Below are 26,972 nucleotides of genomic sequence, written 5' to 3'. Positions count from 1 at the left end.
GCCGGAAAGAAATCTCGATCTTCCATCATCATGTGGCGCCGCTCGTGCGCGATGAAATCGCGAACAATGGTATCGACATTATGCCGAAGAATTTCACGATCCGCGAGCACGTTCTCGACCGCGTGAGCGACGCGGCCCAGGCGTTCAGCCCCTTTGTGGTGTTCGCGAGCGAGATCACCGACCTTCGCAGCCGCAACCGGATCGCGCGTTCTTAGCTTGGCAAAGACCAGGTCTTCCTGGGGATGGTGATACACTTCCGGGTAGACCTCGAAATAGCTGATAACCGCGCGAATAACCTCGTAGTCGGGGCGGTCTCCCCGGTCGAAAACCTCAAGTTCCCGCTCGAGGACGGCGAGCAGCTTCTCAATATTGCGATGCTCTTGGGATAAGCGCTCAATGATCATGGCAGCGCTCCACACAGTGAACCACAAAAAATTATTCCTAACGCGGTATCGGCTTTTGCGGCAGATCAAATCTGGGTCGGAATAAGGTGCGGTGAGACAGTTTGATGGGTTTCGCTGCGCTCTACCCATCCTACGGCTTCTGCGCGCTGGTGGGCTTTGGTCTCGACGACGACAACATCCATTCGCTCCTGGGCGCGGATTTTGGCCGCGTTTGTCGACGCATCGAAATAGCTTCGTAGGATGGGTAGAGCGCAGCGAAACCCATCACCTTGCTGCCGCTGCAAATGAAAACGCCGCCCGGAATTGGGCGGCGTTTTGATTCGGTCGTGCAGAGGTCGTTGAATACGACTCTGCACGAAACCGGCAAAAATTTCAACTCCGGTAGCTCGGATCGATCCGGTCGAGCTTGCGCAGGAGCGGCGGCCAGACCAGGTTGGTCGAGCGCAATTCCATGCGCTCGGGATTGTGAAAGACCTGCGCGTTCTTGTCGACCACGGCCTGTTCGATCGGATAGGCGGTCGGGCCCAGCATGCGGGTGCGCACCTGCATCGTGCAGGCCCGCTCCAGATGGTACATGCGCTCGAAGGCGGAGGCGACCGAGCGGCCGACGGTGAGCGTGCCGTGATTGCGCAGCAGCATGTGGTTCTTGTTGCCGAGGTCTTTCTGCAGCCGCGGACGCTCGTCGTGGTCCAGCGCCACGCCCTCATAGTCGTGATAGGCGAGATCATGGGTGACGAAGTGCGCGGTCTGGTTCATCGGCAGCAGGCCTTCCACGCAGCTCGCCACCGCGGTGCCGTCGGGGGTGTGCAGATGAAGCACGCAGCCGGCGTCCTCGCGGACTTCGTGGATCGCCGAATGGATGGTAAATCCGGCCGGGTTGATGCTGTAGTCGCTGTTGGTGAGCTGGTTGCCGTCGAGATCGACCTTGACCAGGCTCGAGGCGGTGATCTCGTCGAACATCAGGCCGTAGGGATTGATCAGGAAGTGATGCTCCGGTCCCGGCACCCGCGCCGAAATGTGGGTGTCGACCAGGTCGTCCCAGCCGTAAAGCGCGACCAGGCGATAGCAGGCGGCGAGATTGACGCGCTGATTCCACTCGGCATCCGTCATCTCCGAGCGCACTTGCTTGAGGCGAGCTTCGGCTGGCGACATGTCCGGTTTCTCCCGTGTGAATTATTGATTTCGAACGCGAGCCTAACCCCGCGCCGGGCCCGCAGCAAGGCGCGGCCCCGATCTGGCAGCCATGCTTTTTGAGATCGTGCGGGCTTTAGGGTGCCGGAATCGCCAGCAGGCTGGAAATGCTGCGGCCGCGGATGTCGTAGACGCGGGCGAATACCACGTCGTCACGCTTGATCTCCACCATCACGGGCGCGGTCAGGCCCTTGCAGTAGAACTCGCCGAGCGTCATGGCGAAGTCGGCGGCGTGGCTGTCCCAGCCGATGGTGAAGTCGGGGCCGAGCGCGACTTGCGCGGGCCGCTGTGGGCCGCAGACCGCGACCTTCCATTTGCGGTTATGCGGCGGGACTTCCTGCCGTTCGGTCAGTTGCTCGCGCAGGCCTTCGGAGGCCTGCTTCAGCGCGAGGCCCCAATAATCCAGCATGAAGTAATTGTCGGCGGTCCGAACGGTGCCGGCGATGTGGTTGAAGTGAGTGTATTGGTAGGGGTGCAGCCGGATCATCTCACTCAGCGGCAGCAGCAGGCCGAACGTAAACACCGCCAGCGCCGCGGGCTGCCAGCTGCGGCGGTTGTCCCGGAGCCAGTTCATTCCAGAGGCAAACGCCACGCCGGCGAGCACCGTCATCGGCGGGATCACGAAAATGAAATGCCGGATGCCGTTGTAGAGCGCCGGCCGCTTCACCATCGCGATCATGAGCGGCAGCGTCGCCGCCAGCGTCAGCATCAGCATGATGGTCTTGCGGCGGCCCGGGACGTCGGTCCGCGACAGCGACCTGAAGGTGCCGACCACGCCGGCAATCAACAGCCCCAGCAGCACTTCGGGAAGCTGCAGCGCGAACAGCGTCGGCAGATATGACCACGGCATGTCCGGTACCGACACCAGCGCGCCGTCGAACATCTCCTTCCAGGGCTTTTCGAAGAAGTGCGAGAAATAGGTCAGCGCCTCGAGTGGATGGCCCGGCTCCATGATCGACCACGGCCAGATCAGGCCCATGACGAGATAGCCGAAGACCAGCCCGGGCAGCAGCACGTAGACGACATGGACAAAGCGATGCGCCGCTTCGCGCGCTCCCTGGGTGTGGTATTCCTCGAGCAGTAGCGGCATGAAGCCGGCCACCGCATAGACCAGCGCGAGACCGCCCAGAATCCGGCAGCCGATGGAAAGTCCGGTGCCAAATCCGACGATCAGAACCGTTCGCGGCGACGGCGACGGATACTCCTCGGCCAGACGGACAAGCCCCAGGATCAGGATCACCATCGCAACCGCGAATGGCGCGTCCTTGGGGTTCATGAACATGTGCCCGTAAAAGGTCGGACACAGCGCCAGCAGCAGCAATGTTGCCAACCCTGCAAGCGGGCCGCCGACGCGCCGCCCCAGCCGCCATGTCACGGCAAGACCGATCACGCCGACGATGGCGCCAAGCAGCCGGCGCGTTTCAAACAGTTCGAGCGGGATGACCTTGTGCAGCAGCGCCGCCGCCATGTCGAAGCCGCCGCCATACATATAGAGGTTGGCAAATGACAGCGCGCCGGTGTCCTTGAAACCGGAGCCGTACATGCGCAGCAACAGGTCGGCATATTCCGCGTGGGTGTAGTCGTCCCAGCCCAGTCCGTAATCGCGGAATGAAAGTCCCGCGATCAACGCGACCGCTCCGAGCACGATGGCGGCGAGGTCGTCGCAGGTTCGCTCCACCGAGCGCCGCGCTGGCGTATCGATGGCCGAAGTAGTAATGGATGACATGGCTATTGGTAACCCGGCGTCCCTTGGCCCAGCGTTGGCGCTTCAGGGCCTCATTCCCCGGCATCCATATAGCGCAGTTCCTGACAGAGTTAATTGGGAATTGTGGCGCAATTTCCTTAATGCAACGCAACAGACGGGCAGCAATTGGTAGAGCGTAGAAATACGGGGGCTGCCCGGACGTACGACAATGTCAGTTTGGCCCGGAATCTTCCCGGCGGAGCGGAGGTCTCTCAAAAATTGGCGATTGGCGATGTACAGAATATGACGGTATTGTGGCAATGGCGGCCTGCGCGCATTCGGGCATGGCCGCAGGGGTAGATCGATGATGGTCGTCGTGTTGATCGCGGGTATGGGCCTCGTTTTGGCCGGCCTGCTGGCGGTCGGCTTCGGAATCCCGGTCAAGGAGTTCAGCTTCGGCAACACCTTGATTGTGACGGGTGTGGTCGCCCTTTGCACCGGCGCGATCATTCTCGGTCTCTGGGTGGCCGTGAGGGAATTGAAGACGATTGCGTGGCGGCTTGGTTCCGGAATGGCAGCGGAGCCACGTTCCGCGGGGCGGAGGCCGGCAGTCCCCGGAAATGTTGCGTCCGGCGATGGCGGATTCCTGTTCGCACGCGATCAGGAGGCGGTCGGGAACATCGGCAGCGTCGAGCCGGCCGACCCGGCGTCACCGCCGCCATGGCATGACGAGGCCGCTTCGCGAGGACGCCACGACGCGCCTCGCCCTGAGTCAGCCGAGCCTGCGTCGCCGCCCAAGCGGCGCAATCTGCTGTTTTCCTCGATGTCGAGGAAAGAGCGCGAGCGCGCTCAGGCGCGATCGAGCGAGCCGCTGGCGCCCGACCTCCTGCCATCGGACGACCCGCCGCCGGCGACATTCGACGATGCCTGGCCGAAGCCGGATCGCGCGCGACCTGACGTCCCGCCGCGTCGGACGGCCCGTACGCCACCGACATTCAGCGAGGCCAATGGCGCCGCCGCTCCGGATCGCTACCCGCCGGCCAGGCGAAACGAGGAACAGGCTCCGGTGACGGTTCTCAGGTCGGGCGTTGTCGATGGAATGGCCTATTCGCTTTATTCCGACGGCTCGATCGAGGCGCAGATGCCCGAGGGCCTGATGCGATTCTCCTCCATCGATGAACTCCGCTCGCACCTCGAGCATCGCCCCTGAGCGGTCAATACTTGGACGAAATCCGCTCTTGAAAATAGAACGCCGTAGTTCTAGTCATTTTCTCTGCAGTCCGCTCATATTCGTCAAGTAGTGCCGGATTCCACCAGCGTATTGGCGTGGCCGGATACTGTCCGAACCGCGCCGCCATTGGCGCATCCGCGGCCCAGGAAGGCTTCAGTCATGACCGATCCCGCCGGCAAGAATCCGCTCGAACTGACCTCTAACATCGTCTCGGCCTATCTCAGCAACAACCCGACGCAGGCATCCGAAATTCCGAACCTGATCAGCCAGGTTCATGCCGCGCTGCTGCGGGTCTCGACCGGGCGGACCGAGGCGCCGCTGGAGCCGGCCAGGCCCGCGGTCTCCGTGAAGAAATCGATGACGCCCGAATATCTGGTCTGCCTGGAGGACGGCAAACGCTTCAAGTCGCTGAAGCGCCATCTGCGCACGCAGTACAACATGACGCCGGAGCAATACCGTGAAAAATGGAGCCTTCCGGCCGATTACCCGATGGTGGCGCCGAATTACGCCGTGGCGCGCTCGCAACTCGCCAAGAAAATGGGACTAGGCCAACAGCAGCGGAAGCGGAAGTAACCCAACCGGTTGGCGAGAAGGAAACCCGTCGGGCAAAGGCCTTCAGGAAGCGGCGGCGAGCGCCTGGCGCGCATCGGAGCGAATGCGCTCGACCATGGCGCGCAGGCCGTTGGAACGCTGCGGCGTCAGATGGTCGCGAAATCCGAATTCGTCGAACACCGCAATGGCATCGGTGGCGAGAATCTGCTGCGGCGTGCGGCCGGAGTAAAGCGTCAACAGGATCGCGATCAGGCCGCGAACGATATGGGCGTCGCTGTCGCCGAGATAATTCAATCGGGGCTCGTTCCTGCTGCGGTCGATCTGCCTGGAGAGCCAGACCTGGCTGGCGCAGCCCTGCACCTTGTTGGCCGCCGAGTGCTGTTGCTCCGGCATCGGATCCAGCGTGCGGCCGAGCTCGATGACGTACCGGTAGCGGTCGTCCCACTCGTCGAGCAGCGCGAAATTTTCCCTGATTTCGTCGATCGTCATGGTGGCCGGCGTTCCATCCTGCAACGGCTTATATAGGATTGACGGCGGTCGAAAGCGATGAAAATGGAACTGGTTCGGAGCTTAATTTCCAGTTGGCGTCGGTGGGACGCGCCATTCGACCGCCAGATCGTCGGGCGTCAGCGTATCGCGCGGTGCGGCGACCTGAACGGCCATGTCGGTGTCTTCACCGCTGTCGATCGAGCCGGTGTGATCCGACGCCTTCTTGTCGATGATGATCTGGTACAGCTTGCGTGCGCCTTGCTGGGCGCGCTGACCGATCACGGTCGCGGCCTGGCCGCCGACCTCGCACGCCGCCGGCTGACGCTTGCAGAATTGACTTATGTCCGACACGGCCGCCGTGGCAGCCGAAACCGCTTCGGACGCGCCGATCTGCGGCAGCTCCGATTGAGGTGTCTGTTCCCTGGGTAGCAGCACGAGCACAAGCCCGAGCCAGAATGCCAGGCGAAGCAGGAAAGACATCTCGAGACCCGTTCTGGTTCCGTTGCGGTCGATGCCGCCGTTCGCTCGTCACTAGCAGCCGTGGATAAATCGAAAGTGTCTGCATTGAGGTAAACTCGGCAAAAACTGGCGCAAAATCCGAATTACTGGATTTGGCGTAAATTTTCGATTGATGAAGTTTGCGCGCGAAATCGGCTGCGTGCCGTGCGTCCACCATTTCGAAACCATGGAACCATGGTTCCCTAAACCCGACGTTCACCATCCGCGCCGGATGGGGCGCGAAAACCCGGCGAAGCCGCGGTCTTTGGCCGCCGGCCTTGAAGCCTTAGCGTTCGCTTAAGCTCGCTCTGACACGGTGTGGCAAAGATAATGGAGGCGTTCCGGCACCGTCTGACGAACGAGCCGAAGCGCGAATGCAGTGAGTGTCTTGAGTATCATCCGCGATTGTCTCGATGCGCTGCTGCATCCATCGGCACGATATGATGCGTTGACGCGCGCGCGCGATCGCGCCTTCATGGCGCCCCGGCTGCTCGGCGGCCTGATGGGGTTCGCGGCATTCCCGGTCTATCTGGCGATGCGCGGCGCGCCGACGGCGCTCGAGGTCGCGGCGTTCACCTGGCTGATCGCACCCATTTTGTTGTCCTGGTTCCTGTCGCGTACCGGCCGCTACCAGAGCGCGCATGTGCTGGCGTCGCTGACGCTGGCGGGCCTCGTCATGATGATCGCGCTGACCAGCGGGGGCATCGAATCCTTTGCCGCGATCTGGCTTGTCGTCGTTCCGCTCGAGGCGGCGCTGTCGACCTCACGCCGCGTCGTGGCGTTCGCCTCCGCGCTGGCGCTGTCATGCGCCGCGCTGCTGATCGTCCTCGGGCATTTCGAAATGCTGCCGGCGCCGGATTCGAGCACGGCGTTGCGCGGGGTGCTGACGGCGTTCGGCGTGGCATCGGCGACGCTCTATGCCGCGGGTCTTGCCTTCGGCGCGGAGTCGCTTTCGCGCACCAGCGTGTCGCTGCCCAATGTCGAGGAAGACCGCTACCGATTGCTGGCGCGCGATATGAGCGACGTGATTTCGCGCCACAGCCGCAACGGCGCGGTGCAGTTCATTTCGCCCGCGGCGGAGGCCATGCTTGGCGCGCCGGTCGCGCGACTATCGGGTCACGGGCTGTTCGAGCGTGTCCACGTCGCCGATCGTCCGGCCTATCTCACCGCGCTTTCCGACGCCGCGCGCGGCGGCGAGGCGCGCAGCGTCGAGTTCCGTCTGCGGCGCGACGTTGCGCGCGGCCTCGACAACGCCGCCGATTTCATCTGGGTCGAGATGCGCTGCCGGCCGCTGGAGCAGGCCTCGAGCGAAGCCGAGGTCGTCGCCGTCATGCGCGATATCACCGACCGGAAAATCCAGCAGCAGGCGCTCGAGCTGGCGCGCAGCGCTGCCGCGCAGGCGGATACGTCAAAGACGCGCTTCCTCGCCACCATGAGTCACGAACTGCGCACGCCGCTCAACGCCATCATCGGCTTCTCCGAGATGATCGTTCAGGAAGACGTGCTGATGGTCGACGCCGCGCGGCGCAAGGAATATGCCCAGCTGATCAACGATTCCGGCCAGCATCTGCTGGCCGTCGTCAATGGCATCCTCGACATGTCCAAGATGGAATCCGGCAATTTCGAGATCTCGCCGGAGCCGTTCGCGCCGCGGCCGGCGCTGCTCAATTGCTGCAATCTGCTGGCGCTGAAGGCGCGGGAAAGCGGGGTCGATCTCGTCACCCGGGTGCCGGAAGATTTGCCCGTCATGAACGGCGATCCGCGCGCGTTCAAACAGATCCTGCTGAACCTCGTTGCCAACGCCATCAAGTTCACCGAGCGCGGCGGCGTGGTGACGGTCTCCGCCGCGGTCGAGGGATCGCGGCTCGTGCTTCATGTCGCCGATACCGGGATCGGAATCGCAGCCGACGACCTCAAGCGGATCGGCGATCCTTTCTTCCAGGCCGGCACGACCTATCGGCGCAAGCACGAGGGCACCGGTCTCGGACTGTCGATCGTCAAGGGCCTGGTCGCATTGCACGGCGGCGAGATCGGCCTGCGGAGCAGGGTCAACGAGGGAACCACGGTGACCGTCGCGTTGCCGCTGGCCTGTACGCCACCGCCGGCGCAGGAACCCTCCCACAATATCGCAACGCTGAAACCGGCGCTGCGACCCGGATTACACGACCATGTCCATCAGGTGAAGAAACGTGCCTAGACAGATTGCGGATGATGACGAGAGGCCGCGCCGCCGCCGCCGCCGCGGCGCGCAGGCGGTCGCGTTCGAGGCCGGGGAGGAGCGCGGCCTTGTGATGCGCATGCTCCTGCATAGTCCGAAAGACACGGTGGCGGGCTTGGTGGCGGCTGCCGCCGTATGCGCCATTATCGCCAATGCATTGTTCCTGCAGGCCGGACGTCATCCGTCACCGATGTTCGGACCGGTGGTCGCGTTGCCGGCGCCGGCGGGTCCGTTGCCGCGGCCGCGCCCGCTCGAAGTCGCGACGCGCCCTGCCGACCCTTTGCCGGCAGAAGCAAGGCCGGTCGAGCCGAAACCCGCTGAAAGGCCCGCCGAGCCGAAGAGTGCCGACTCCCTGGCCAACCTGGTCAAGTCGACGACCACCGCGCCACCGCCGGCGCCTGCCAATGTCGCGCGGCCGCCGGCGCCGATCCCGTCGCGCGCCGAGACCACGCAAGCGGCGGGTTCGCGCCGCATCGCGGCCGTGCAGCGCGTGCTCACCGAATATGGCTACGGCCAGCTGAAGCCGACCGGCATGATCGGTGCGGACACCCAGGCTGCGATCCAGAAATTCGAGCGCGACCGCAGACTGCCGGTGACCGGCCAGATTTCGGATCGCCTGGTGCGTGAACTCAGCGCGATGATCGGACATCCGATCGACTAGCGCCGGGTTCAGCGCTGGCCTATCGTCGATCCCATGCGACTGAAATCAAGCATCTGGGTGGCGGCCTATCTGCGCCGCTGCCAGACCGAGGGAATCTTTGGCGCGGTCCGCCGCCGCGGCGCGGAAGAGGCCGGCGCCGTGTTCGTCAAGGTGGTGCTGCTCGACGGCAGCGCCATGCTGTACGTGCCCGCGCCGCAGACCGTTTATGACGACAGCCGGCCGGCCGAGCGCATCTTCACCCCGACATCGCCGCAGCCGGTGCCCGAGCCATCGGTGGAAGAACGTCTTGCCAGGGAGATCCGCTTCGATCCGGATGCCTGGATCGTCGAGACCGAGGATCGGGCAGGGCGGCATTTTCTCGATCTGGCGCGCGCATGATCCGCAAAGGCATGCCCTCGGGCTCGACCCGAGGTGCGAGCGGCCTGGCGATCGGATCAAGCGCCAGACAATCGACTAGCGCCCCGAACCTTGCGATCCCGCGCGAACCGCGGGTGCGGCACCGGGCTGAACGGCGGGACGCGCCTGCGCCGGCGCCGGACGCGCGCGATTGCGCTCGTCGTCGTAAAGCGAGGGCCGATATTTGGCGCGGGCGACCGCCATGGTGGAGCCGCGCCACGCCGCCAGCATGACCAGGGCGGATCGCTCGCTCAAGCGGTCGTAGAGCCGCGACAGCCGGTAGACATGGTGCACCGACGAGCCGGATGCGGGATCGAGGAACATCAGCACCCGCTGAAAAACCGCGCTCGGCATACCCAGCGCCTTTGCCGCGCAAGCCAGCGGTTCGCCGCCGGGATCCCTGACCACCTCGGCTGCGATGCGCGACGTCAGGATCAGGGCTTCGCCGAGTTCGAGCGTGAAATTTTCGACGTCTGCGGCAAACGCCGCCATCTCCAGCGTCTCGATCGCGCGCGCCGCGCGTATCGCCGGAATCCGCGCGGACGCCTTCAGCGGGGTCTCGTCCAGATTGTGCAGGATCAGCGCGCGCTCGCTGGCGCTGGCGGCGAAGAACATCTCGCTGATTTCGGCGGCATCGTTCGGCCGCAGCGACAGGCTGGATGCCATCCGCAACTGCGCTTCGGTCGGCGGCCCCGCCGCCGGGGCCGATGGCGCGGCCGGCGAGATGGCAGGCGCCGCCGGCATCGGCTGCTCGGGGTTCGAACGCCGCAATCCGAGCTTGTTCAGGATCTCGACGGGCGTCGCCGGATAGACCGCCAGCCGCGCCCGCACCGCGGCACGCGTGGCGTCGTCGACCTCGTCGATCAGGCGCGAGGTCAGTTCGACGAACTGCCGCTCTTCGTCGGCGGAGTGCACGTTGGCCTGAACATAAAGATCGGTCAGCACGCGCAGCAAGGTGGGGCGAATATCGACGCCCTCGCGGCGGGAGAGCGTCATCAGCCCGTCGAAACCCGGAAATAATGGAGCTGCGGTCATGTCAGGCGTACGCGACTAGGGGAATCCTCGCGCCAGCCTAGGTCGGTTGCTTTAAGACCTGGTTAAGGAAAACAACCGGTGAAGCCGATCGATACATTTGCGCGCTTTTGTGGCGCCACGGCATCACCGGAAACGCAGCGAGCCGCCTCGCCCGCAAATTAAGATGCCGTTAACCACGTCCTGTTCTTAATGATGGCATGTCGCCGGCCAAATCATGTCCGCACGGCGACCAGAGAGAACAGAACATGGGCACCATCATTGAGTTTCCGGCGGATACGGCGTCACGGCGGCCGGAATCAGCCATCGATGGCGCTTCACGCGAGGGCATGGGAACTGTGCTGATCCTTCCCGTTGTCCGGATCGAGCGCGAAACCGGCGAGACCAGCGATGGGCGCGGACCGGAAGAGGGCGCAGCGCCCGGCCGCCGCCGCCGTCGGCGCCCCTGACAACGGACCCCTGAAAATGCCGGAGACGCGCCTCCCGATCCGGATCGCCGGGCTTCGGCCGCTGCCGGCGCTCGCACTCATCCTGATCGGCGCGGGCCTCGGCGGCTGCGGTGGCGGCGATTTCGGTCGTACCCGCCAGGATTTTCGCAATGACGACATGCATCGCTGGCTGGGCGCCGAGGTAACCGGAAGCGTCGGCCTGAAGCCTTCCGAATTCCAGCTCACCGAGAACGAACGCCAGCTTCGCGATCTCGCCTATCCCCTGATCGAGCCGCCGCGCTCGCGGCCGGCCTGGAAGAGCGTGTTCGGCGACTATCAGCCGCTGCCTTCGCCGTGGCGGCAAAAGGTGGCGTTCGACCGCGCCGCCTACGGCCGGACGCTGATCGACGAGCCGCACCGCTCGCATGCATCGCGCTACTCGCAACTGATCGAGGACGTTCGCAACGACATCACCCGGTTCGAGCCGTTCTTTGCCGCGGCCCAGCGCGTCGTCGAACTCGACCGCAAGCGCAACGCCGGCCTCAAGATGGTGTCCGAACTCTCGCCGCGCGAGCGCGACGACGCGGTCGCCCGCATGGAAGAGAACACGCTGATCGTGCAGTGGGTCCAGCAATGCCTGGAGCGGAGAATCTCCTCATATCGCTGGGCGCTGGAGCGGCTGGCGATCCAGGCGCCGGACAATATCGCGGCCGACGCCGACCGCCTGATCGGCGAGCTCGCGGCGCAAACCGCCAATCCGCCGGTGGCCGCGCAACCGGTGATCGGGCGCGCGGTGACCGTGCGCGGCTGATCTGGTCGGCAGCTTCAGCCAAATTGAATGCGGTCATTTTGAACCTGCACGCCTGCTGTTTCGGCTCCCAACAGGAGTCGGAACCCTTTGGACAAGGGCGCGTACTCATAAAATCGAGCTTGATTGGTGTGGCTTGCTCGATGTCCGCCGTGCTCCGATAGCGACCGGGTTCTGCGTTGCAGAAAAATTTCGCGATGTGCCAACAGCGCCCAGGCGCACGGAGCCGCATGGCTCGGCTGCATACACATCGGAACGTAGGGCCTATTCGCGACCCTGCCATCCATGCATAATCTCGCGGCTGTAGTTCAATCGGTCACGAGGCAGAAACCATGAGCGAAGTCGATGGCGCTACCCTGATCGCGAGGAGCCTCAAACAGCAGGGCATCAATCACCTGTTCGGGGTCGTCGGGTTTCCGATCACCGCGATCGCCGAGGCCGCGCAGAAGGAAGGCGTCGCCTATCTCGGCATGCGCAACGAACAGAGCGCCTCCTACGCGGCGCAGGCCTACGGCTATCTCACCGGCCGCCCCGGCGCCTGCGTCGTCGTGACCGGCCCAGGCGTGGTGCACGGTCTCGCGGGTCTCGCCAATGCCCAGCAGAATTGCTGGCCCATGATCTTGATCGGCGGCGCCTCGGAGACTTATCGCGGCGGCATGGGCGCGTTCCAGGAAGAGCGGCAGGTGCTGATCGCCTCGCCGTTCTGCAAGTTTGCGCACGGCATCGAGAGCGTGCAGCGCATCCCCTACTATGTCGAGATGGCAACCCGGCACGCGATCTATGGTCGCCCCGGCGCCACGTATCTCGACGTGCCCGACGACATCATCAGGGGCAAATGCGACCTCGACCAGGTCGTTGAGGTCGAGCGCGTGGGCGAACCGCCACGCATGGTGGCGCCGCCGGAGAACGTCGCGGCGGCACTGAACCTGCTCGCACGGGCCGAGCGGCCGCTCGTTCTCCTCGGCAAGGGCATGGCGTGGTCGCGCGCCGAGGACGAAGTCCGCGCCTTCATTGAGCGCACGCAACTACCGTTCGTACGCTCGCCGATGGGCAAGGGGGTGATGCCGGACGACCATCCGCTGTCGGCCGGGGCGGCGCGCTCGCTGGCGCTGCAGCAGGCCGACGTCATCTTCCTGATGGGCGCGCGGCTGAACTGGATCTTTCACTTCGGTCAGCCGCCGCGCTATGCGAAGGACGTCAAGGTCATCCAGCTCGACATCGCGCCCGAGGAGATCGGCCACAACAAGGCGACGGAAGTGGCGCTGGTCGGTGACGGCAAGGCCATCGTCGGGCAACTCAACAGGGCGCTCGACAACCGCCAGTGGTTCCATCCCAAGGACTCGCCGTGGCGGCAGGCGATTGCCAGGAAAACGGCCGATAATGCAGCGCAGATCCGGCCGCAGATCGATGACGATCAGGCGCCGTCCGGCTACTACCGGGCGCTGCGCGACGTTGCCGCCTGGATGCCGCGGGACGCGATCCTTAGCGCCGAGGGTGCCAGCACCATGGATATCGGGCTCACGCAATTGCCGAGCTTCAACGCCCGTTCCTGCCTCAATGCCGGCACCTACGGCACGATGGGGGTCGGCCTTGGCCAGGCCATCGCCGCCTGCGTGGCGCATCCCGACCGGCCGGTCATCCACCTCTCGGGCGACTCCGCGATCGGCTTTTCCGGCATGGAGATGGAGACGCTGGTCCGCTACAACCTTCCGGCCAAGATCGTCGTCCTGAACAATGGCGGCATCGGCCCCGGCATGCCGAAAATCCCGGAAAACCCGATGTTCAACCTGAAGCCCAACGCGCTGATTTGGGGCGCGCGCTATGACCGGGTGATGGAGGCCTTCGGCGGCAAGGGATTGCTGGTCGAGGATCCGAAGAACCTGCGCGCTGCGCTCGACGAGGCGATGAACTTCCGCGGTCCCGCCCTGGTTAACGTCGTGATCTCGCAGGGCTCCGCCCGCAAGGCGCAGGAGTTCACCTGGCATAGCTGATCGAGTGACACATCAAAGCGCCGCGCCATTCCCGGCGCGGCTCCTTATTGGGAGAGGTCGCCATGCAGGAACAACCAGTGCAGCCAGAAACCGCGACCGGGATCCAGCCGGCGCTCAACGGGGTCAAGGTGCTCGACCTCACCCAGTTCGAGGCGGGACCCTCCTGCACCGAGGCGCTGGCCTGGTTTGGGGCTGACGTAGTCAAGGTGGAGGAGCCCCATCGCGGCGAGCCGGGGCGCTGGGGATTGAGCGATCGCCCCGACGCAGATTCCACCTATTTCATCTACTACAACCTCAACAAGCGCAGCGTGACCTGCAATCTCAAGAGCGACGGGGGCAAGGCGCTGCTGAGGCGGATGATCGGCAAGGCCGATGTCCTGATCGAGAACATGGCGCCGGGCACCTTCGCACGCCTGGGCTTCGACTATCCGCGGCTGAGCGCGCTCAATCCGCGATTGATCTTCGCCCAGGTAAAGGGCTTCGCGCCGGAGAGCGAGCACGCGAATTATCTTGCCTTCGACATGATCGCCCAGGCGATGGGCGGCACAATGGGGGTGAACGGCTATCCCGACGAGCCGCCGGTCCGGCCGGGCCCGACCATCGGCGATACCGGCACCGGCATGCTTTGCGCCATGGGCATCATCGCCGCGCTCTACCAGCGCATGACAACCGGCCGCGGCCAGCACATCCAGATCGCCATGCGCGATGCGATGCTGAACTACTGCCGCACGCCGATGAGCCGCCAGGCCGCCCGCGACGACCAGCTGCCGCGGAGCGGCAACACGGTGTTCGGCACGGCGCCGGGCGGCCTCTACAAATGCTTGCCGGGGGGGCTCGACGACTGGTGCTACATCTTTGCCTCGCGGGGCAACGAGGAGCATTGGCGCCGCCTGGTGAAGGCGATCGGCCGCGAGGACCTGCTCAACGATCCGCGCATGGTCGACGGCGCCACCCGCGCCCAGAACCGGGAGGCGGTGGATGCGGCCATCACGGAATGGACGTCGAAGCGCACCAAGCACGAGGTAACCCGGATCATCGCCGGCGCCGGTGTTCCCTGCGGCGCCGTCCTCACCACGCTCGAGCTGCTGCACGACCCGGATCTGCACAAGCGCGGGATGATGCAGAAGATCGAGCATCCGGTGCGCGGGCCGGTCATCGTGCCGGGCTGGCCGCTGCGGATGTCGGACAGCAAGGTCCCGCTGAAATGCGCCCCGATTCTCGGCGCGGATTCCGAGGCGATCTATCGCGAGTGGCTCGGCTGCTCCCCCGACGAGGTCAGGGACATGCGGCAAGGCAAGGTGATCTGAGGACCGCGATCGGAGCCGCTCGTGCTCTGGTAACTTCCGATTTCGGGACGCATGGCGCATGGCTTGACCTGCTGTCGACTCGACCCAGTCGCGAATGACCCACAATGGTCCTCAGGACGCGCGGCCACCTGTCCCGCAGCGGGCCTGAAATGCAGGCCGGGCATCAAAAACGTAACCCTATTTGGGCCATTCTTTGCTAAACTATTGGGCGCCAGCTCAACCGGTAGGTGCGGCCAATCCTCAATCAGCGCCGGTTCGCTCGCCCCGCGAGATGACTTTTGAACCCAAGACGCCCTGATGTCATGGATGGCACGACCGTCGAGCAACTTGACGAGAAGACTTTGCTCGTGGAATTCAGCGACGATCAGGGTTGTGCCTGCGCGGTCGCGTCCTGCCCGCGGACAGACCTGCTGGTCCTGCACCACGTCCCCGAGGCGGCCTGATCGTCGAGCGACAGCGGCGCAACGGACCCTCGCGCGCTCCATGGAGTGGTCTGGCGCAGAATGGCGCGCCACGGCCGATGAAGATGGGCAATATTGCTTCGCTGTGGCGCTATGATGGACCGTCCGGAGCTACGATACGGCGCGCTGGCGCAACCGCCCCTCGTCGAAAGCACTGCGAGGATATTATCAACGAACCCGCTCCAGCGCCGTCAGTCAGGCCGCCTTCGGCTTGTTTACGGTCTCGATGCGATCGAGAAGCTTGCCGAGATCGCGCTTCGCGATCTGAATGTCATAGTCGTTCTGCAGATTGAGCCAAAGCTCTGCCGTCGTGCCGAGAGCCTTGGCGAGCCGAAGCGCAGTATCGGCGGTAATGCCGGTCTGTTCACTGGATATCCGCTCGATCCGCGTACGAGGCAAGCCGCAGGCCTTGGCAAGCGCGCCCGCGGACATTTTCAGCGGAACCAGGAACTCCTCCCGTAGAACCTCACCGGGATGCATTGGATTGAGCTTCTTGACCATTGCGTCCTCTTCTGGTGGTAGTCCACAATCTCGACCTCAGCCGGGCCTTCCGACGTCCAAACAAAACACACCCGGAATTGGTCGTTGATCCTGATCGAATGTTGTCCCTTGCGGTTGCCCGCCAACGCCTCAAGACGATTGCCCGGAGGCGACCTCAGGTCGCCGAGATCGTCCGCTGCGTTGAGGTAGCGCAGTTTCCGGCGCGCTACTTTGACTAGATCGGCCGGGAAGCCCTTCGGACTTTCGCCGTTGAAGACGGCCTCGGTGGTCTTGTCCTGAAAGCTCCTGATCACGAGGGATGTGTATCACTAAACGATACAAACGTCAAGAGTCGGCGTATCAATATGCAGCATCGCGGCCGTGCGGCCAGCGCGATTTCAGTGACGACCGAGGTCGCATCTATGCGGCCGCAAGCTGACCTGCGGCATGGCATTGCGTCCGAGAAGCGGTCCAGTCGTCGAACGGCAGCGCAGAAACGGACCCTCACGGGGGGCGGAGCCTGCTCTGGCGTAGAGTGGCGCGCCGCGGCCGATGAAGATGGGAACTATTGCTTCGCCGTGGCACGATGATGCCGGAGCCTGCCACGCGCTCCAATCGGCAAGTTTGCGACCGGCTGCGATCTTGCACTTTGCCGGATACGCAGCCGCCTTCCCAAATATGTGACAAAATATGTGACATGCCCTTGTTCCCGTTTTGGGAACATGCTCAGGCATGCGGGTTATCGCTCGAAACGTGCTTGTCAGCTTCTGGGCAGGCACCCGGAAGCAAAGGTCTCGCTTGAACGCTGGCACACGATCGTCAGGGCCGCGCAATGGGCATCAACAGATGAGGTCCAGATGGCGGCTCCGAAGGCCAAGGTGCTGAACCGCGAGCGTGTGAGGTTTGAGGTCGCAGGAGGAAACTATCGCTTGGTGGCCGCCTTCGATTTCCGTCGGCTCGCCTTCGTGAAGTTCATCGGCACCCACGCGGAGTATGATCGCATCGATGCATTGAAGGTGTCGCAGTTCTAAGGAGACGACATGGAAATCCGGCCCATTCGCCCAGCTCAGGATCACCGCGCAGCGCTCGCAGCGATCGAGGCCTGTTGGGGCGCACCAGAGGGTACGGAGGAGGGCGACAAGCTTGATGTGCTGCTCGTGCTCGTCGAAATCTACGAGGCAAGGCGATGGCCGATCGAGATCGACGAGACCTTCGATCCTATCGACGTGCTCCGGTATGCCATAGACGAACTCGGGCATAGCCAGGCCGAGCTGGCAGAACTTCCGGGCTCGCGCTCGCGTGCGTCGGAGGTTCTTTCGCGTCGGCGAGCGCTCACGGTCGAAATGATTCACAAGGTCGGCGAAGCGTGGAAAATCCCGGCTGACCTTCTGGTTCGCCCCTACAAGACTGAACGAGCCGCCTGACCCGCACCTCCAGCAATCATCGTAGAACGGCTTCGCGCAGCTGGATACCGGGCGACCGTCATGGCGAGCTTTGGCGTAGAATGGCGCGCCGCGGTCGATGAAGATGGGCACTACTGCTTCGCCGTGACGCTATGATGCCGTAGCCTGCCATACGTTCCAATCGGCAAATCTGCGACGGCCTGCGATTTTTTTCTGCTTCTGGCGCCGGTCTGCTCACGTGGTTCCGGTTGTATATTTCAGGCGTTTGTACTAGATTGTACACAAACAGCCACACAGGATCGGACTGGATGAATTCAACAACATTCACTGTGCGCGTCGATACAGACGTAAAGAAACGGCTGGAGCGATTGGCCAAGAGCACCGGTCGCACGCGTTCGTTTCTCGCAGCGGAGGCGATCGCCGAATATCTCGAAATCAATGAATGGCAGGTGGCGGGCATCAAGCGCGCGATGGCTTCGCTCGATCGCGGCGAGGGGATTCCGAATGACTCGGTTAAGGATTGGGTCGCTTCCTGGGGCAGTGCGAACGAGAAGCCAACGCCCAAGGGTTCATGACCCCAATCTGGTCGCCAGAGGCGATTGCCGACCTCGCGGCGTTGCGGGCCTACATCGCACAGGACGATCCGGCGGCGGCGCAACGTGTTGCGCTCCATATCATCCGAAACGTTGAGACGTTGCTTCCGAATAGGCCCGAAATGGGCCGGCCGGGACGAGTTCCAGGTACACGCGAACTAGTGGTCCCGAGAACGCCATACATCGTGCCGTATCGTCTGGTCGGCAACACAATCCAAGTCTTGCGAGTCTTCCACAATGCACGCCGGTGGCCTGACGCTTTTTGAGGCGCGGTCAGCGCGCCTACGCGCGGCAGGCGCATATTGCATAGAATTCCGAAATTGGAAGTGCCGTCTATCCGTCGCAGGAGAACGCGTGACCGGCACCTTCCGGTTGTCCGTAGCGTGCTCTGGCGTAAAATTGGCAAGTGGCGCGCCACGGTCGACGAAGACGGGCGAATATTGCTTCGCCGTAGCGCTATGATGCGGACGCCCGCTACGCGCTCCGATCCTCCAATCTGCGACAGCTTGCGATTTCGCGCTACGCCCGGCCGGAGTAGGCCGCGCGGCTCCCTCACATCCGCCCAGAAGCCCCGAGCGCCGCGATCGTCCGCAATGCGATATCGCGCATCAACCCGATCTCGGTCATGTCCCGTCCGTCGGCGAGCGCTTTTGCGACGAGGGCGAGTTCGCGCCAGCATAGATCGGCCGCCTGGGGCGCTTCGCGCATCCATAGGGCGGTGCGCAAGACAGTCTCGGCCCATCTGTCACGATGCCGTGCGATGACGCTCTGCAAAAGAAAGGTAGCAAGCTTCGCAAGATCACGGCCGCGTGCTTTATCGACCGCTTGTGCAATCTGCGGATCGTCTTCGAACCAGGATTGCGCGACCACATCAAGCTCGGCGAATTCGTTGCTGTTCCGCAGCACCGATGCGAGCGCGGCAGGCTCGCGCATCGCCTTGGGGACCTCTGCGATCAGTCCAGCGAGCGTTTCAGCGAAGGCCACGCGTGCGGGTTGCCAATCGGCACCGCCGATCGTCTCGGCGACCTGGAGCAGGCCGAACGGCGGCGCTTCCTGTTTTTCGATGCAGAGCGCCAGCTGGTGCGCGACGGTGCGGTCAAGATATGAACGGGATACGGCGATCGCAGGCGTATCCATCCCGGCGGCGGCAAGGCTCATCTCGGCCCGGCGGCGCGATTCCGGCTCGCCGCTCCAGGCATCTGCAATCCCGCCCTTGATCAGGAGCGACGATATCCGCTTTTTCCGTCCGACCGGCGATATCAGTACAAATCCTTGCGCGGTGGCGCCGTCGACGGCGGTGGCGACAATGGCTTCCAGGCTGCCCGCCTGCCATGGCGCGCAATCGATCCCGGCCGTCCGCGCCTTTCGGATGATCGCATCGACTTCGGCCCGCTCGTCCTCGGGTCGCCAATTACGCATCGCGATCAGTCGCCGAACTTCTGTCGGCGTCAGCGAGGCTGCGACTTGCGCAAGCGCTCCGGCAACCGCGCGGCGCACGGAGGAATTTGGATCGAGCAGGAACAGAACCGCGGCGCCACGCGCCTCGGGGTTACCCGCGAGCGCCAAGGCACCGGCCAGAGCGCCCCGGGCTTCCACCGGCATGGCATGACCGGTTTCGGTCAGCGCACCGACGGCCATGAAGGGATCGCCGTCGCAGGCTTCGAGGATGCCGGCGAGAGCGGCGTGGACGTCGGCCGGAAGCGGTCCGTCCTCGTCCCGATCGAGGGGCTGCTCTGCCGACGCCGCGGCAAACTCCGGCGATGCAGGGATTTTCGACTGGTGCAGGGCTCCTCCCACGAAGGCGAGCATGCGCCCGTCGATGTTTCCGGCCTCGATTTGCGCGACGACGTCGGCCTGAAAATCCGCGACCAGCTTGGCCGCGTCGGCATAGCCTTGATCGGTGCGGTAACGTAGATGCTCCAGCAGCCGCTGCAGCAGAAAGAGATACCCAATAGCAAGCGGCTCATCCTTGCCGGCTGGAGGCATGTGGCGAGCCGCACCTGCGAAAGCCGCAAAGATTTCGCGCGGAGAGCTTTCGCAGTACCGATCGAAGGCAGCGTTGAACGGGGGCGGTCGGCCCTTGGCGATCGCTTGCGCGATCCGTCTCGCATGCTGATCTGTCGGTGAGGACTTTAGCTGGGTTCGGCTCATCGTGCAGCCTCCGCGAATCAAGCGACGGTAGCCAGAATCTGCGTCGCAACTTCGTCAAAATCGGCGAAATCCACACCTAAACCCACATGCGGCTTTCGGCAGCTTGATGCGGCACACGGGCTTTCGCCGAAAACAATCTCGCATGATATCGTAGACTGGCGCGCCACGGCCGATGAAGATGGGCAATATTGCTTCGCCGTGGCGCTATGATTTGGACGCCTACCTCACACTGCGGGAGCCGAAACGGCGACGGCCCACGATTCCGTACCACGCTCGAATGCCACCTACGTTAGCGCGCTTGACGAATTATGTGAAATATCACATAATTCGTCATGGTTCGAAGGGCTGAAGAGCCGAGGCCGCTGATCTGGCGCGGAGCCTCGAAGACCGACTTTATGGCGTTTCCCCCGACCGTGCAGCGCGAGATGGGCTATGCGCTGTTTTTGGCGCAAATGGGCGAACGCCATTCAACCATGGCTAAGACGCTTGGCGGCTTCGGCGGAGCAACCGTGATCGAGGTGAGGGAAAGCCATGATGGCAACGCCTACCGGGCGGTTTACACGGTGCGCTACGCCGCCGCAGTCTACGTGCTTCACGCGTTCCAGAAGAAATCAAAGAAGGGCATCGCGACGCCCAAGGCAGAAATCGACCTGATCGAAAAACGTCTGAAAGAACTGATCAAGGAGAAGGAAGGACGACAATGACAAAAACACCTGCGGCCAAGGACCCGACGCGAAACGTGTGGCTGCAGCTCGGGTTCCCCGACGCCGAAGAGCATTTTCTAAAGGCTGAGCTCGTCCTTCGGCTGGACAAAGCAATCAATTCGCTTGGTTTGACCCAACGCGCCGCCGCGCGGCGGATTGGAGCCACTCAGCCCGAGTTGTCGAAAATCCTCGGAGGAAAATTCACCGAAGTTTCCCTCGAACGGCTGATGCGCTTTCTGACCGCTCTCGGCTGTCATATCGAGATCAAAATTGGGGCCGGGCAGGAAAACAAGGCCGGGGACGTCACCATCAAAGATGTCCGACGCACGGCCGCATGAACCGGAGCCGCCTCCACGCGGTGTGGCGGCTGGATGCGGCATCCGACGGCTGTGGAAGAACCCAGACGGCGAAATCGTACCTATCGTACAGTGGCGCGCCACGGTCGATGAAGATGGGCACTACTCGTTCGCCGTGGCGCTATGATGCCGCAATCCGCCACGCGCTCCAATCGGCTAATCTGCGGCGGCCTGCGATTTTGCACTACGCCTCATCGGCGGCTGTGTCCCCGATTTCGCAGGGTGGTCCGGTTACCCTTCGATAGCGGTCCTGTCGCTCAATCCCGGGATCGACGTGATGTGCCAAACGCTTCACTTCGCACTGCAAGAAAAACAGAAACCTTTCTCGCGAGATGACGCTTCGCTCAGCCTAAGCTGTCAGCCGTCGTGGGTCGCATAATCGACAGGTTAGCACGCCCTCGTTGTTGATCTCGATCTGGAAGGTTTCGGACAAGCCCGCCTTTCCAGACGACGTTAGTTGGAGTGCACGGCTGTCCGACACGCATTTGAGCCATCCGAGCTCCAATAGACGATCCAGAATCCGAGCCCCGACGAGTCCCTTGAGGTGATAACGACGCTCGCTCCAATCGAGACAAGGCTGACAGAAAATCCGCCGAGTCCGAGGCCTCAGATCAACGCCGAACGCGGAAAGGAAACGCTCGCCCGAAGGCGTCACCTCACCGCCTTCATCGGTGAGCACGATGTGCCCCATGGCCACAAGTGCATCGGTAACAGCGACTCCTACCTGGCCAGCCAGGTGATCGTAGCAACTTCGGGCAAAACGGAGTGCCTCGTCGTTTGCTGACCGCGGATGACGGCGGGGTGGCACCTCTATGGCGGCGACGACCTTCATGCTCTCCAGCATTGTCGCGACCAGCGGGGACGCGATCCGATAATAGCTGAAGCGGCGGTCGCGAATGACAGTCAAAAGCCGCGCGGCAACCAGCTTGCTCAGGTGGCCGCTCGCCGTCGAGCGAGAGACATGGGCGCAGTAAGCAAGCTCAGTGGCCGTCAGCGACTGGCCGCCCATAAGGGCGTTAAGCATCGTCGCTCGCGCAGTGTCACCCACGAGAGCGGCCATCTCCACCAGATTTGCCGCCGCGACCATCCGTAAACCCTATCGCCGATACCAGAAGTATATCAATGGAAAACAGTTCGGCATGGGCCGAACTGTTCGCGCGAGACAATTGCGAACCTTCGAGCCAAGAATGCGCTGGTGGCCCTGGTCTAGCAGGAGCGCTCACAGTTGGCATGGAGGATGAGATGGTCGCCTATTGGGTCGCGCGCTCGAAGGTCAACAATCCTGATCAGTACAAGAAGTACACCGACCTGGTACCAGGCATCCTTCAAAAATTCGGCGCCAAGATCCTAGCGCGCGGCGGCGAGTACAAGATCCTCGAGGGCCCAGAGAAATTCCACCGCTTCATCGTCATCGAGTTCCCGAGCCTCGAGAAGGCGGTCGCCTGCCACGAATCGCCCGAGTACCTCGAGGCCGCGGCGCACCGCAAAAAGGATGGCGCGAGCGAGTTGGAGATCGTCATCGTCGAGAGCATCTGAGGCCCAGCGACATGCCTAGGCCCGGCGGCCATGAAAAGGAAGATATGGGCATTGGGATGTGCACCGGCGCGAAAGCCTGAGCAGGGAACACGATCCTACGGAAGTAAGCGTCATGTTGATCCACACCCTTCATTTCGAGCCAGCAAGTTGCCGTGGTTTGCAGCCTGATCGTTGCCGGCCTTCTGAAGGGGGTCATCGGGGTCGGCATGCCAGTCGTTGCGCTGCCGTTATTGTCACTGTTCATCGACGTCAAATCAGCGGCCATGCTGCTGAGCATGCCTTTGGTCCTCAGCAATCTGCCGCAGGCGCTGGAGGGCGGAAGGACCGGACGCTGCTTCGTGGAATTGACGCCGGTGTTTCTCGGCATGATTCCCGGCCTCTTTCTTGGAGTTCAAATCCTCTTGGCGCTCGATGCGAACGTTGCAAAGATTATCGCAGGCCTAGTGCTTATGGGTGTCGGCGGCGTCACGTTGCTCGCGCCGAAGCTGCAGCTTCAGCCTCGCCTGTTTTTGCCAGCCGGCGTCACGTTCGGATTTTTCGGCGGGATTCTGGCAGGCACAGCAGCGATGGCGGGGCCGCTCGTTTTCATATTTATGCTTGCAAAGGGACTGCACGGAAGGGCGTTCACAAAGGAAGCGTCGCTGTATCTCGTCGTTTCCTCCGGCTTGCTGGCACTTCTTCTGATGGCCAGCCGTCAGTTCACCTGGCTTGACGTTTCGGTCTCGATGGCTGCGATGTTGCCAGTCGCGATCGGCATGTATACCGGACAACATCTGCGCGATAAAATTGCACCTGAGACATTCCGGAAGTTAGTATTAATCGCGGTCATTGCCGCGGGCGCCGACTTGCTGCGACATGGTTTCTTGAGTTGACGGGCTTGCCGGTGCCGCTGCGGTTGGTTCGTCAGGTGTCGCCGCAGCGTCGCGAAGTTGCGTCGGAGGCGGTAACAGGGGCTTGGGGGCGAGCAGTCATCGACTTTAGCCGGTCGAGCACAGCCGTCGCGGTTCCCACGTCCTGAGTTCGCTCATTTGGAGAACATGACGTGCTATGCAGCCGCCAAAGGTCCGCACAACCGCTGCAATGAGCCTGAACCGAAACTGCTGCCTGTGTGTTTCGCCGGGTTTTTGTCAGATCGCAATTTGGCGAAGGACGGCGCAGGATTGGCGCGGCGCACGCAGCCGACCGACGGACCGCGAGATATAAGCCGGCGTGCGAATGTGGTTGGTGGAGTTGTGTTTCTCCGGCGGCGTCCGAAGGCGCCCATGTGACGCATTCAGCCGCGACCTCAAGCCAATCAATGCGTCGAGCGCCGTCGCCGCAGCCGAGCCCACCAGATGGTCCCCCTGTCCCAGCGTGATGATGACCCGCGTGCTGGCTCGGCCCGCATCGGGGATGTCGGCCGTGGCGGCGGAAAAGGAGAGGCAGGCTAGGCACGTGTTGGTCAACGCGTCTGGAGACGAGCCCAATGTGCGACGGCCGCAGGGTGGCATAAGTTTAAGCTTGGCCTGACATTGCAAGCCGGGTGAATGAGTGAATCGACTAGGCGAAGGTCCTGCAGGGTACCGAAGTGGCGCGAACCCCCGCAACCACCGATACCAGCAATTCCGGGCCGGCGCCCTCATTCCGCAAGGATTGGGTGTTGCGCCTCCGGGATTTGAATTTTTCGAAGTCTGGTGTGTTCGGCCCTGCAACAACAGATCATTTCAACGCCTGCCAGCGCGATTTCAGTGACGACCGAGGTCGCATCTATGCGGCCGCAAGCTGACCTGCAGCATGGCATTGCGTCCGAGAAGCGGTCCAGTCGTCGAGCGGCAGCGCAGAAACGGACCCTAACGGGGGGCGGAGCGTGCTCTGGCGTAGAGTGGCGCGCCACGGCCGATGAAGATGGGAACTATCTGTTAGCTATACCCCTCTTACACGGCGCGCGTGGATGCGACGCGGTTCGCAAACCTGCGAATTGTCCGCGATGTGCCTTTCGCCTTCGCTCTAGCGGCTCTTGCGGCATTGGCGGCTCTGTCAACGGCAGAACTCCGCTGGGCCGATAGGGAGAACCTCTGGGCTCTTGTTACGATCTGCGGAACACTGCGGACTTCTTCGTGATCGTGGCGGGTTTATTGCTCTATGCCGCTTCGCTCGAGATCAATCATGCGCACGATCATTGCGCGGTGAGGGTCGAAGGGCAGTTCTTGGAACCCCCATCGGCCGTAGAATGCGCGCACAGGATCGTCGAGCGGGTGTGTGACAACGCCGACGCTGCCGATCTCTCGGGAGGCTCTGAGCGCCGCGCGAAGTGCGAACAGGAGGAGCGAACGGGCGTGGCCCTTTCCTTGATGATCCTTATGGATCGCAAGCTGGCCGAGCAGTGTCGCCGGCACTGGGTCGGGTTTGTTGCGTTGCTGTGATTTGGGCAAGAATGCCCGCTCGACCTGCGCGGCGCTCAAGGTTACGTAACCGATGATCTCGGCCGTGGCTGCGTCGCAGATGACATTGGTGCGCGAGATGCCGGCGGCGTGGTTGGCCCAGGCGTGACGCTGGAACCAATGGTTCAAAGACTCGCGGCCGCAATCAAATCGGCCGCGGTCATCTGTTTCAGAGAGGGGACGTGGTAGCGTTACTCCTGCCACGTGGGCGCATTGCGCGCGAGGTCCTTCAGCCCGGCAATCTCCTCTGGCGGACGATTCGCCCAAGCCTCGAACCCTTCCCAGTCCTTGGCTGGGATGGTGACGATCCGCCGCTCGAGGATGTCGGCCTCGGCCGCGTCGAGCGCCTTGCGCCGGATAAAATCGCTAAGGCTGGTGCGCGCCAGCGCGGACGCGGCCTCGAGCAGCGCGCGCTCTTCCTCGTTGACGCGTACACTCAGCACCAAGGTGGTCATGGCACGTGCTCCTGTGGACTTCGCGAACGTATGACAATAGCATACATCGGATGCCGTGAGCAATCGTGGCGATGGTGCTTCGGTGGTGTCGGGAGGCCGGAGATAGCGAAATCCAGCACCGCTGCGATCCTCACACGCAGCGCTGCGACAAGCGGATCACGAGGCGCTGTCGGGACATAGCAGCGAACGCTCGCGATGCAATGGGACGTCGCGCTCTGGCGTAGATATGGCGCGCCACGGCCGACGAAGATGGGCAATATAGCTTCGCTGTGGCGCTATGACGGAGTATCCGGGCATACCCGGAGCCATTCCTTTCCGGCCGAGGCTTCTCTGAAGCACTACGCCCGATACCGCGTATCAAGGCCGGTGTGTGGTTCCGGCGTGCTCGTCTGCTCATGGTCGCTCCTGATTCGCAGGCATAGCGTGCCCGCTGTCAGGCAGAAATTCCACTTATCGCCCTGTGCAGAATTCCGGGACCGGCTCTAACTTCCGGATATGGCGCCTGTTTGATGTCGGGGCGTTGGCTGCCGAAGAGTAACGCGCTGATGCGAACGCCGAATGCCGTCAAATACCGCCTCTCCTACGACACGGAATTTCTTCCGGCGTAGCCCGGCGTAGCGGATCGCAGGAGATCGTAGATTCGGCGGAGGTTGGCGCGCCCCGGTCGATGAAGATGGGCAATATTGCTTCGCCGTGGCGCTATGATTTTGCCGCCCGGCACACGTTCCGTGCGCCGGGTCTGCGATGATGTCCGATTTACTGCTACGCTTCGAGCGCGCCCAGCCCGAGACGCCTTGCGGACCTGGAATGAGCCCGGACTCTTGCCTTCCGGTTTGTAACGCGTTACGCTGTAACGTGTTACGGAGGGAGAAATCCAATGACGGCGCCAGCCGAGAGGATGAAGATGATGCGGCAGCGGAGGCGCGCGCGGGGCCTGCGCGAACTGCGTCTCGTGGTGGCCGATGCCCGCTCGCGAGCGGTACGACGACGGGTGGCGAAGCAGGTCGCCAGTCTCGACCCCGCTCGCGAGCGGGACGCGCTGCAGTGGATCGAGTCGGTCTCCGAGTTTGACGCCGATGCAACGCGGTGACGTGGTGACTGTTGCCGCGGCGGGTGACTACGGCAAGCCCCGCCCGGCGGTCATCGTGCAGACGGGCGCCTTGCCGGAGAACCATGCTTCCGTGGTGGTCTGCCAGTTGACTTCCGAGTTGGCGGACGCTCCGGATTTTCGCGTCACTATCGAGCCAAAGCCTGAAAATGGATTGCGGCTCAAATCGCAAGTGATGGCCGACAAGCCCGTCACCGTGAGGCGCGAACGGATCGGGCAGAAGATCGGGCATCTCGGCAACCAGGACATGGCTCGGCTCGGAATAGCTTTGGCGTTTGTCTTCGGCCTTGCGGATTAGCAGTGCTTCCGGTCCAGTCGACGGCCGGCAAGAGTCTCGTGCGGCTGTCGGCGACTTGATGCGGTATTTTTGAGCGCCTCGGCGACGATATCGTGCAAAATCGCAGATTGGCGCGCC

At 63.1% G+C, this 26,972-nt stretch carries 32 protein-coding genes and 1 pseudogene; 21 read left to right on the top strand and 12 right to left on the bottom strand.

All coding sequences use genetic code 11. The features are described 5' to 3' along the window. The coding region (locus WCE35_RS20400) for a hemerythrin domain-containing protein (RefSeq protein ID WP_424595126.1) at positions 1-404 on the bottom strand (404 nt) is incomplete at its 3' end. Between the two features lie 104 nt (positions 405-508). On the opposite strand from WCE35_RS20400, the gene WCE35_RS20395 reads away from it, so the two are divergent. Next, a complete protein-coding gene (locus WCE35_RS20395) occupies positions 509-643 on the top strand; it encodes a hypothetical protein (RefSeq protein ID WP_424595125.1) in 135 nt (44 codons plus the stop codon). A gap of 133 nt (positions 644-776) precedes the next feature. Here the strand turns inward: WCE35_RS20395 and WCE35_RS20390 are convergent, their stop codons facing one another. Together WCE35_RS20390 and WCE35_RS20385 are read right to left on the bottom strand one after the other, a co-directional pair. After that, positions 777-1,556 carry a class II aldolase/adducin family protein gene (locus WCE35_RS20390; protein ID WP_424595124.1) on the bottom strand — a complete coding sequence of 260 codons (780 nt, stop codon included), beginning with the start codon at positions 1,554-1,556 and terminating at the stop codon, positions 777-779. 115 nt (positions 1,557-1,671) lie between these two features. After that, positions 1,672-3,321, bottom strand: coding sequence for a glycosyltransferase family 39 protein (locus WCE35_RS20385; protein WP_424595123.1), 1,650 nt, complete (start codon positions 3,319-3,321; stop codon positions 1,672-1,674). 322 nt (positions 3,322-3,643) lie between these two features. On the opposite strand from WCE35_RS20385, the gene WCE35_RS20380 reads away from it, so the two are divergent. Next, complete coding sequence (locus tag WCE35_RS20380) at positions 3,644-4,489, top strand: DUF308 domain-containing protein (RefSeq protein WP_424595122.1); 846 nt, start codon at positions 3,644-3,646, stop codon at positions 4,487-4,489. Positions 4,490-4,669: 180 nt separating this feature from the next. Then, positions 4,670-5,083: a MucR family transcriptional regulator gene (locus tag WCE35_RS20375; RefSeq protein WP_424595121.1), complete on the top strand. Its 414-nt coding sequence runs from the start codon at positions 4,670-4,672 to the stop codon at positions 5,081-5,083. A 42-nt stretch (positions 5,084-5,125) separates the two neighbouring features. Here WCE35_RS20375 and WCE35_RS20370 read toward each other — a convergent pair whose 3' ends face one another. After that, a complete protein-coding gene (locus WCE35_RS20370; RefSeq protein WP_424595120.1) occupies positions 5,126-5,551 on the bottom strand; it encodes a SufE family protein in 426 nt (141 codons plus the stop codon). A gap of 81 nt (positions 5,552-5,632) precedes the next feature. Further along, the gene (locus tag WCE35_RS20365; RefSeq protein ID WP_424595119.1) at positions 5,633-6,031 is read right to left on the bottom strand and encodes a DUF5330 domain-containing protein; all 399 of its coding nucleotides are present in this window, start codon (positions 6,029-6,031) and stop codon (positions 5,633-5,635) included. A gap of 397 nt (positions 6,032-6,428) precedes the next feature. Between WCE35_RS20365 and WCE35_RS20360 the strand changes: the two genes are divergently transcribed. Genes WCE35_RS20360 through WCE35_RS20350 form a run of 3 tightly spaced genes read left to right on the top strand, consistent with a single transcriptional unit; the run spans position 6,429 to position 9,306 of the window. Continuing rightward, positions 6,429-8,246, top strand: coding sequence for a sensor histidine kinase (locus WCE35_RS20360; RefSeq protein WP_424595118.1), 1,818 nt, complete (start codon positions 6,429-6,431; stop codon positions 8,244-8,246). Next, positions 8,239-8,928: a peptidoglycan-binding domain-containing protein gene (locus WCE35_RS20355; RefSeq protein WP_424595117.1), complete on the top strand. Its 690-nt coding sequence runs from the start codon at positions 8,239-8,241 to the stop codon at positions 8,926-8,928. Before WCE35_RS20360 ends, WCE35_RS20355 begins: the two co-directional genes overlap by 8 nt. A 33-nt stretch (positions 8,929-8,961) precedes the next feature. Further along, complete coding sequence (locus WCE35_RS20350; RefSeq protein ID WP_424595116.1) at positions 8,962-9,306, top strand: DUF1491 family protein; 345 nt, start codon at positions 8,962-8,964, stop codon at positions 9,304-9,306. Between the two features lie 75 nt (positions 9,307-9,381). Here WCE35_RS20350 and WCE35_RS20345 read toward each other — a convergent pair whose 3' ends face one another. After that, on the bottom strand, positions 9,382-10,359 hold the full coding sequence (locus tag WCE35_RS20345; RefSeq protein WP_424595115.1) for a DUF2336 domain-containing protein: 978 nt from the start codon (positions 10,357-10,359) through the stop codon (positions 9,382-9,384). A gap of 245 nt (positions 10,360-10,604) precedes the next feature. Between WCE35_RS20345 and WCE35_RS20340 the strand changes: the two genes are divergently transcribed. From WCE35_RS20340 to WCE35_RS20320, 5 genes are all read left to right on the top strand, one after another. Next, the gene (locus WCE35_RS20340) at positions 10,605-10,805 is read left to right on the top strand and encodes a hypothetical protein (RefSeq protein WP_424595114.1); all 201 of its coding nucleotides are present in this window, start codon (positions 10,605-10,607) and stop codon (positions 10,803-10,805) included. 16 nt (positions 10,806-10,821) lie between these two features. Continuing rightward, on the top strand, positions 10,822-11,595 hold the full coding sequence (locus tag WCE35_RS20335) for a hypothetical protein (RefSeq protein WP_424595113.1): 774 nt from the start codon (positions 10,822-10,824) through the stop codon (positions 11,593-11,595). A gap of 329 nt (positions 11,596-11,924) precedes the next feature. Continuing rightward, positions 11,925-13,583: a thiamine pyrophosphate-binding protein gene (locus tag WCE35_RS20330; protein ID WP_424595112.1), complete on the top strand. Its 1,659-nt coding sequence runs from the start codon at positions 11,925-11,927 to the stop codon at positions 13,581-13,583. A gap of 62 nt (positions 13,584-13,645) precedes the next feature. After that, positions 13,646-14,890, top strand: a complete 1,245-nt coding sequence (locus WCE35_RS20325) for a CaiB/BaiF CoA transferase family protein (RefSeq protein ID WP_424595111.1) — start codon at positions 13,646-13,648, stop codon at positions 14,888-14,890. Between the two features lie 302 nt (positions 14,891-15,192). Then, positions 15,193-15,333 (top strand): hypothetical protein, encoded by a 141-nt coding sequence (locus WCE35_RS20320; RefSeq protein WP_424595110.1) that lies wholly within the window; start codon positions 15,193-15,195, stop codon positions 15,331-15,333. 213 nt (positions 15,334-15,546) lie between these two features. Here the strand turns inward: WCE35_RS20320 and WCE35_RS20315 are convergent, their stop codons facing one another. Both WCE35_RS20315 and WCE35_RS20310 read right to left on the bottom strand, forming a co-directional pair. Continuing rightward, positions 15,547-15,852, bottom strand: coding sequence for a HigA family addiction module antitoxin (locus WCE35_RS20315; RefSeq protein ID WP_424595109.1), 306 nt, complete (start codon positions 15,850-15,852; stop codon positions 15,547-15,549). Between the two features lie 14 nt (positions 15,853-15,866). Beyond that, positions 15,867-16,145, bottom strand: a pseudogene (locus WCE35_RS20310) (type II toxin-antitoxin system RelE/ParE family toxin); the annotation flags it as partial. A 408-nt stretch (positions 16,146-16,553) separates the two neighbouring features. Between WCE35_RS20310 and WCE35_RS20305 the strand changes: the two are divergent. The 4 genes from WCE35_RS20305 (at position 16,554) to WCE35_RS20290 (ending at position 18,093) form a co-directional block, all read left to right on the top strand. Beyond that, entirely contained in the window at positions 16,554-16,862 is a 309-nt protein-coding gene (locus WCE35_RS20305; protein WP_424595108.1) for a type II toxin-antitoxin system HigB family toxin, read from the top strand. 9 nt (positions 16,863-16,871) lie between these two features. After that, positions 16,872-17,255, top strand: a complete 384-nt coding sequence (locus tag WCE35_RS20300) for a helix-turn-helix domain-containing protein (RefSeq protein WP_424595107.1) — start codon at positions 16,872-16,874, stop codon at positions 17,253-17,255. Positions 17,256-17,509: 254 nt separating this feature from the next. Continuing rightward, positions 17,510-17,809: a CopG family ribbon-helix-helix protein gene (locus tag WCE35_RS20295; RefSeq protein ID WP_424595106.1), complete on the top strand. Its 300-nt coding sequence runs from the start codon at positions 17,510-17,512 to the stop codon at positions 17,807-17,809. Beyond that, a complete protein-coding gene (locus tag WCE35_RS20290; protein WP_424595105.1) occupies positions 17,806-18,093 on the top strand; it encodes a type II toxin-antitoxin system RelE/ParE family toxin in 288 nt (95 codons plus the stop codon). The genes WCE35_RS20295 and WCE35_RS20290 overlap by 4 nt, the downstream gene beginning before the upstream one ends. A 286-nt stretch (positions 18,094-18,379) precedes the next feature. Here the strand turns inward: WCE35_RS20290 and WCE35_RS20285 are convergent, their stop codons facing one another. Next, on the bottom strand, positions 18,380-19,978 hold the full coding sequence (locus WCE35_RS20285) for a hypothetical protein (protein WP_424595104.1): 1,599 nt from the start codon (positions 19,976-19,978) through the stop codon (positions 18,380-18,382). A 332-nt stretch (positions 19,979-20,310) separates the two neighbouring features. Between WCE35_RS20285 and WCE35_RS20280 the strand changes: the two genes are divergently transcribed. Both WCE35_RS20280 and WCE35_RS20275 read left to right on the top strand, forming a co-directional pair. Then, on the top strand, positions 20,311-20,682 hold the full coding sequence (locus tag WCE35_RS20280; RefSeq protein WP_424595103.1) for a type II toxin-antitoxin system RelE/ParE family toxin: 372 nt from the start codon (positions 20,311-20,313) through the stop codon (positions 20,680-20,682). Then, positions 20,679-21,020, top strand: a complete 342-nt coding sequence (locus tag WCE35_RS20275) for a helix-turn-helix domain-containing protein (protein ID WP_424595102.1) — start codon at positions 20,679-20,681, stop codon at positions 21,018-21,020. Before WCE35_RS20280 ends, WCE35_RS20275 begins: the two co-directional genes overlap by 4 nt. Positions 21,021-21,387: 367 nt before the next feature. On the opposite strand, the gene WCE35_RS20270 is transcribed toward WCE35_RS20275, so the two are convergent. After that, on the bottom strand, positions 21,388-22,125 hold the full coding sequence (locus tag WCE35_RS20270) for an ArsR/SmtB family transcription factor (protein WP_424595101.1): 738 nt from the start codon (positions 22,123-22,125) through the stop codon (positions 21,388-21,390). Positions 22,126-22,160: 35 nt separating this feature from the next. Between WCE35_RS20270 and WCE35_RS20265 the strand changes: the two genes are divergently transcribed. Together WCE35_RS20265 and WCE35_RS20260 are read left to right on the top strand one after the other, a co-directional pair. Continuing rightward, positions 22,161-22,574 (top strand): DUF1330 domain-containing protein, encoded by a 414-nt coding sequence (locus tag WCE35_RS20265; RefSeq protein ID WP_424595100.1) that lies wholly within the window; start codon positions 22,161-22,163, stop codon positions 22,572-22,574. 152 nt (positions 22,575-22,726) lie between these two features. Further along, on the top strand, positions 22,727-23,446 hold the full coding sequence (locus WCE35_RS20260) for a sulfite exporter TauE/SafE family protein (RefSeq protein WP_424595099.1): 720 nt from the start codon (positions 22,727-22,729) through the stop codon (positions 23,444-23,446). Positions 23,447-24,685: 1,239 nt separating this feature from the next. Here the strand turns inward: WCE35_RS20260 and WCE35_RS20255 are convergent. Together WCE35_RS20255 and WCE35_RS20250 are read right to left on the bottom strand one after the other, a co-directional pair. Continuing rightward, entirely contained in the window at positions 24,686-25,123 is a 438-nt protein-coding gene (locus tag WCE35_RS20255; protein WP_424595098.1) for a GNAT family N-acetyltransferase, read from the bottom strand. Positions 25,124-25,185: 62 nt separating this feature from the next. After that, positions 25,186-25,449: a DUF1778 domain-containing protein gene (locus WCE35_RS20250; protein WP_424595097.1), complete on the bottom strand. Its 264-nt coding sequence runs from the start codon at positions 25,447-25,449 to the stop codon at positions 25,186-25,188. 877 nt (positions 25,450-26,326) lie between these two features. Here WCE35_RS20250 and WCE35_RS20245 point away from each other — a divergent pair. Together WCE35_RS20245 and WCE35_RS20240 are read left to right on the top strand one after the other, a co-directional pair. Next, positions 26,327-26,539: a hypothetical protein gene (locus WCE35_RS20245; protein ID WP_424595096.1), complete on the top strand. Its 213-nt coding sequence runs from the start codon at positions 26,327-26,329 to the stop codon at positions 26,537-26,539. Beyond that, positions 26,526-26,855: a type II toxin-antitoxin system PemK/MazF family toxin gene (locus WCE35_RS20240; RefSeq protein ID WP_424595095.1), complete on the top strand. Its 330-nt coding sequence runs from the start codon at positions 26,526-26,528 to the stop codon at positions 26,853-26,855. The genes WCE35_RS20245 and WCE35_RS20240 overlap by 14 nt, the downstream gene beginning before the upstream one ends. The last annotated feature ends 117 nt before the right edge of the window (positions 26,856-26,972 follow it).

It is taken from the genome of Bradyrhizobium sp. (assembly GCF_049691595.1).
Lineage (GTDB): Bacteria > Pseudomonadota > Alphaproteobacteria > Rhizobiales > Xanthobacteraceae > Bradyrhizobium.
Note: the sequence above shows the minus strand (reverse complement) of the source record. Positions and strands in the feature narration are given on the sequence as shown.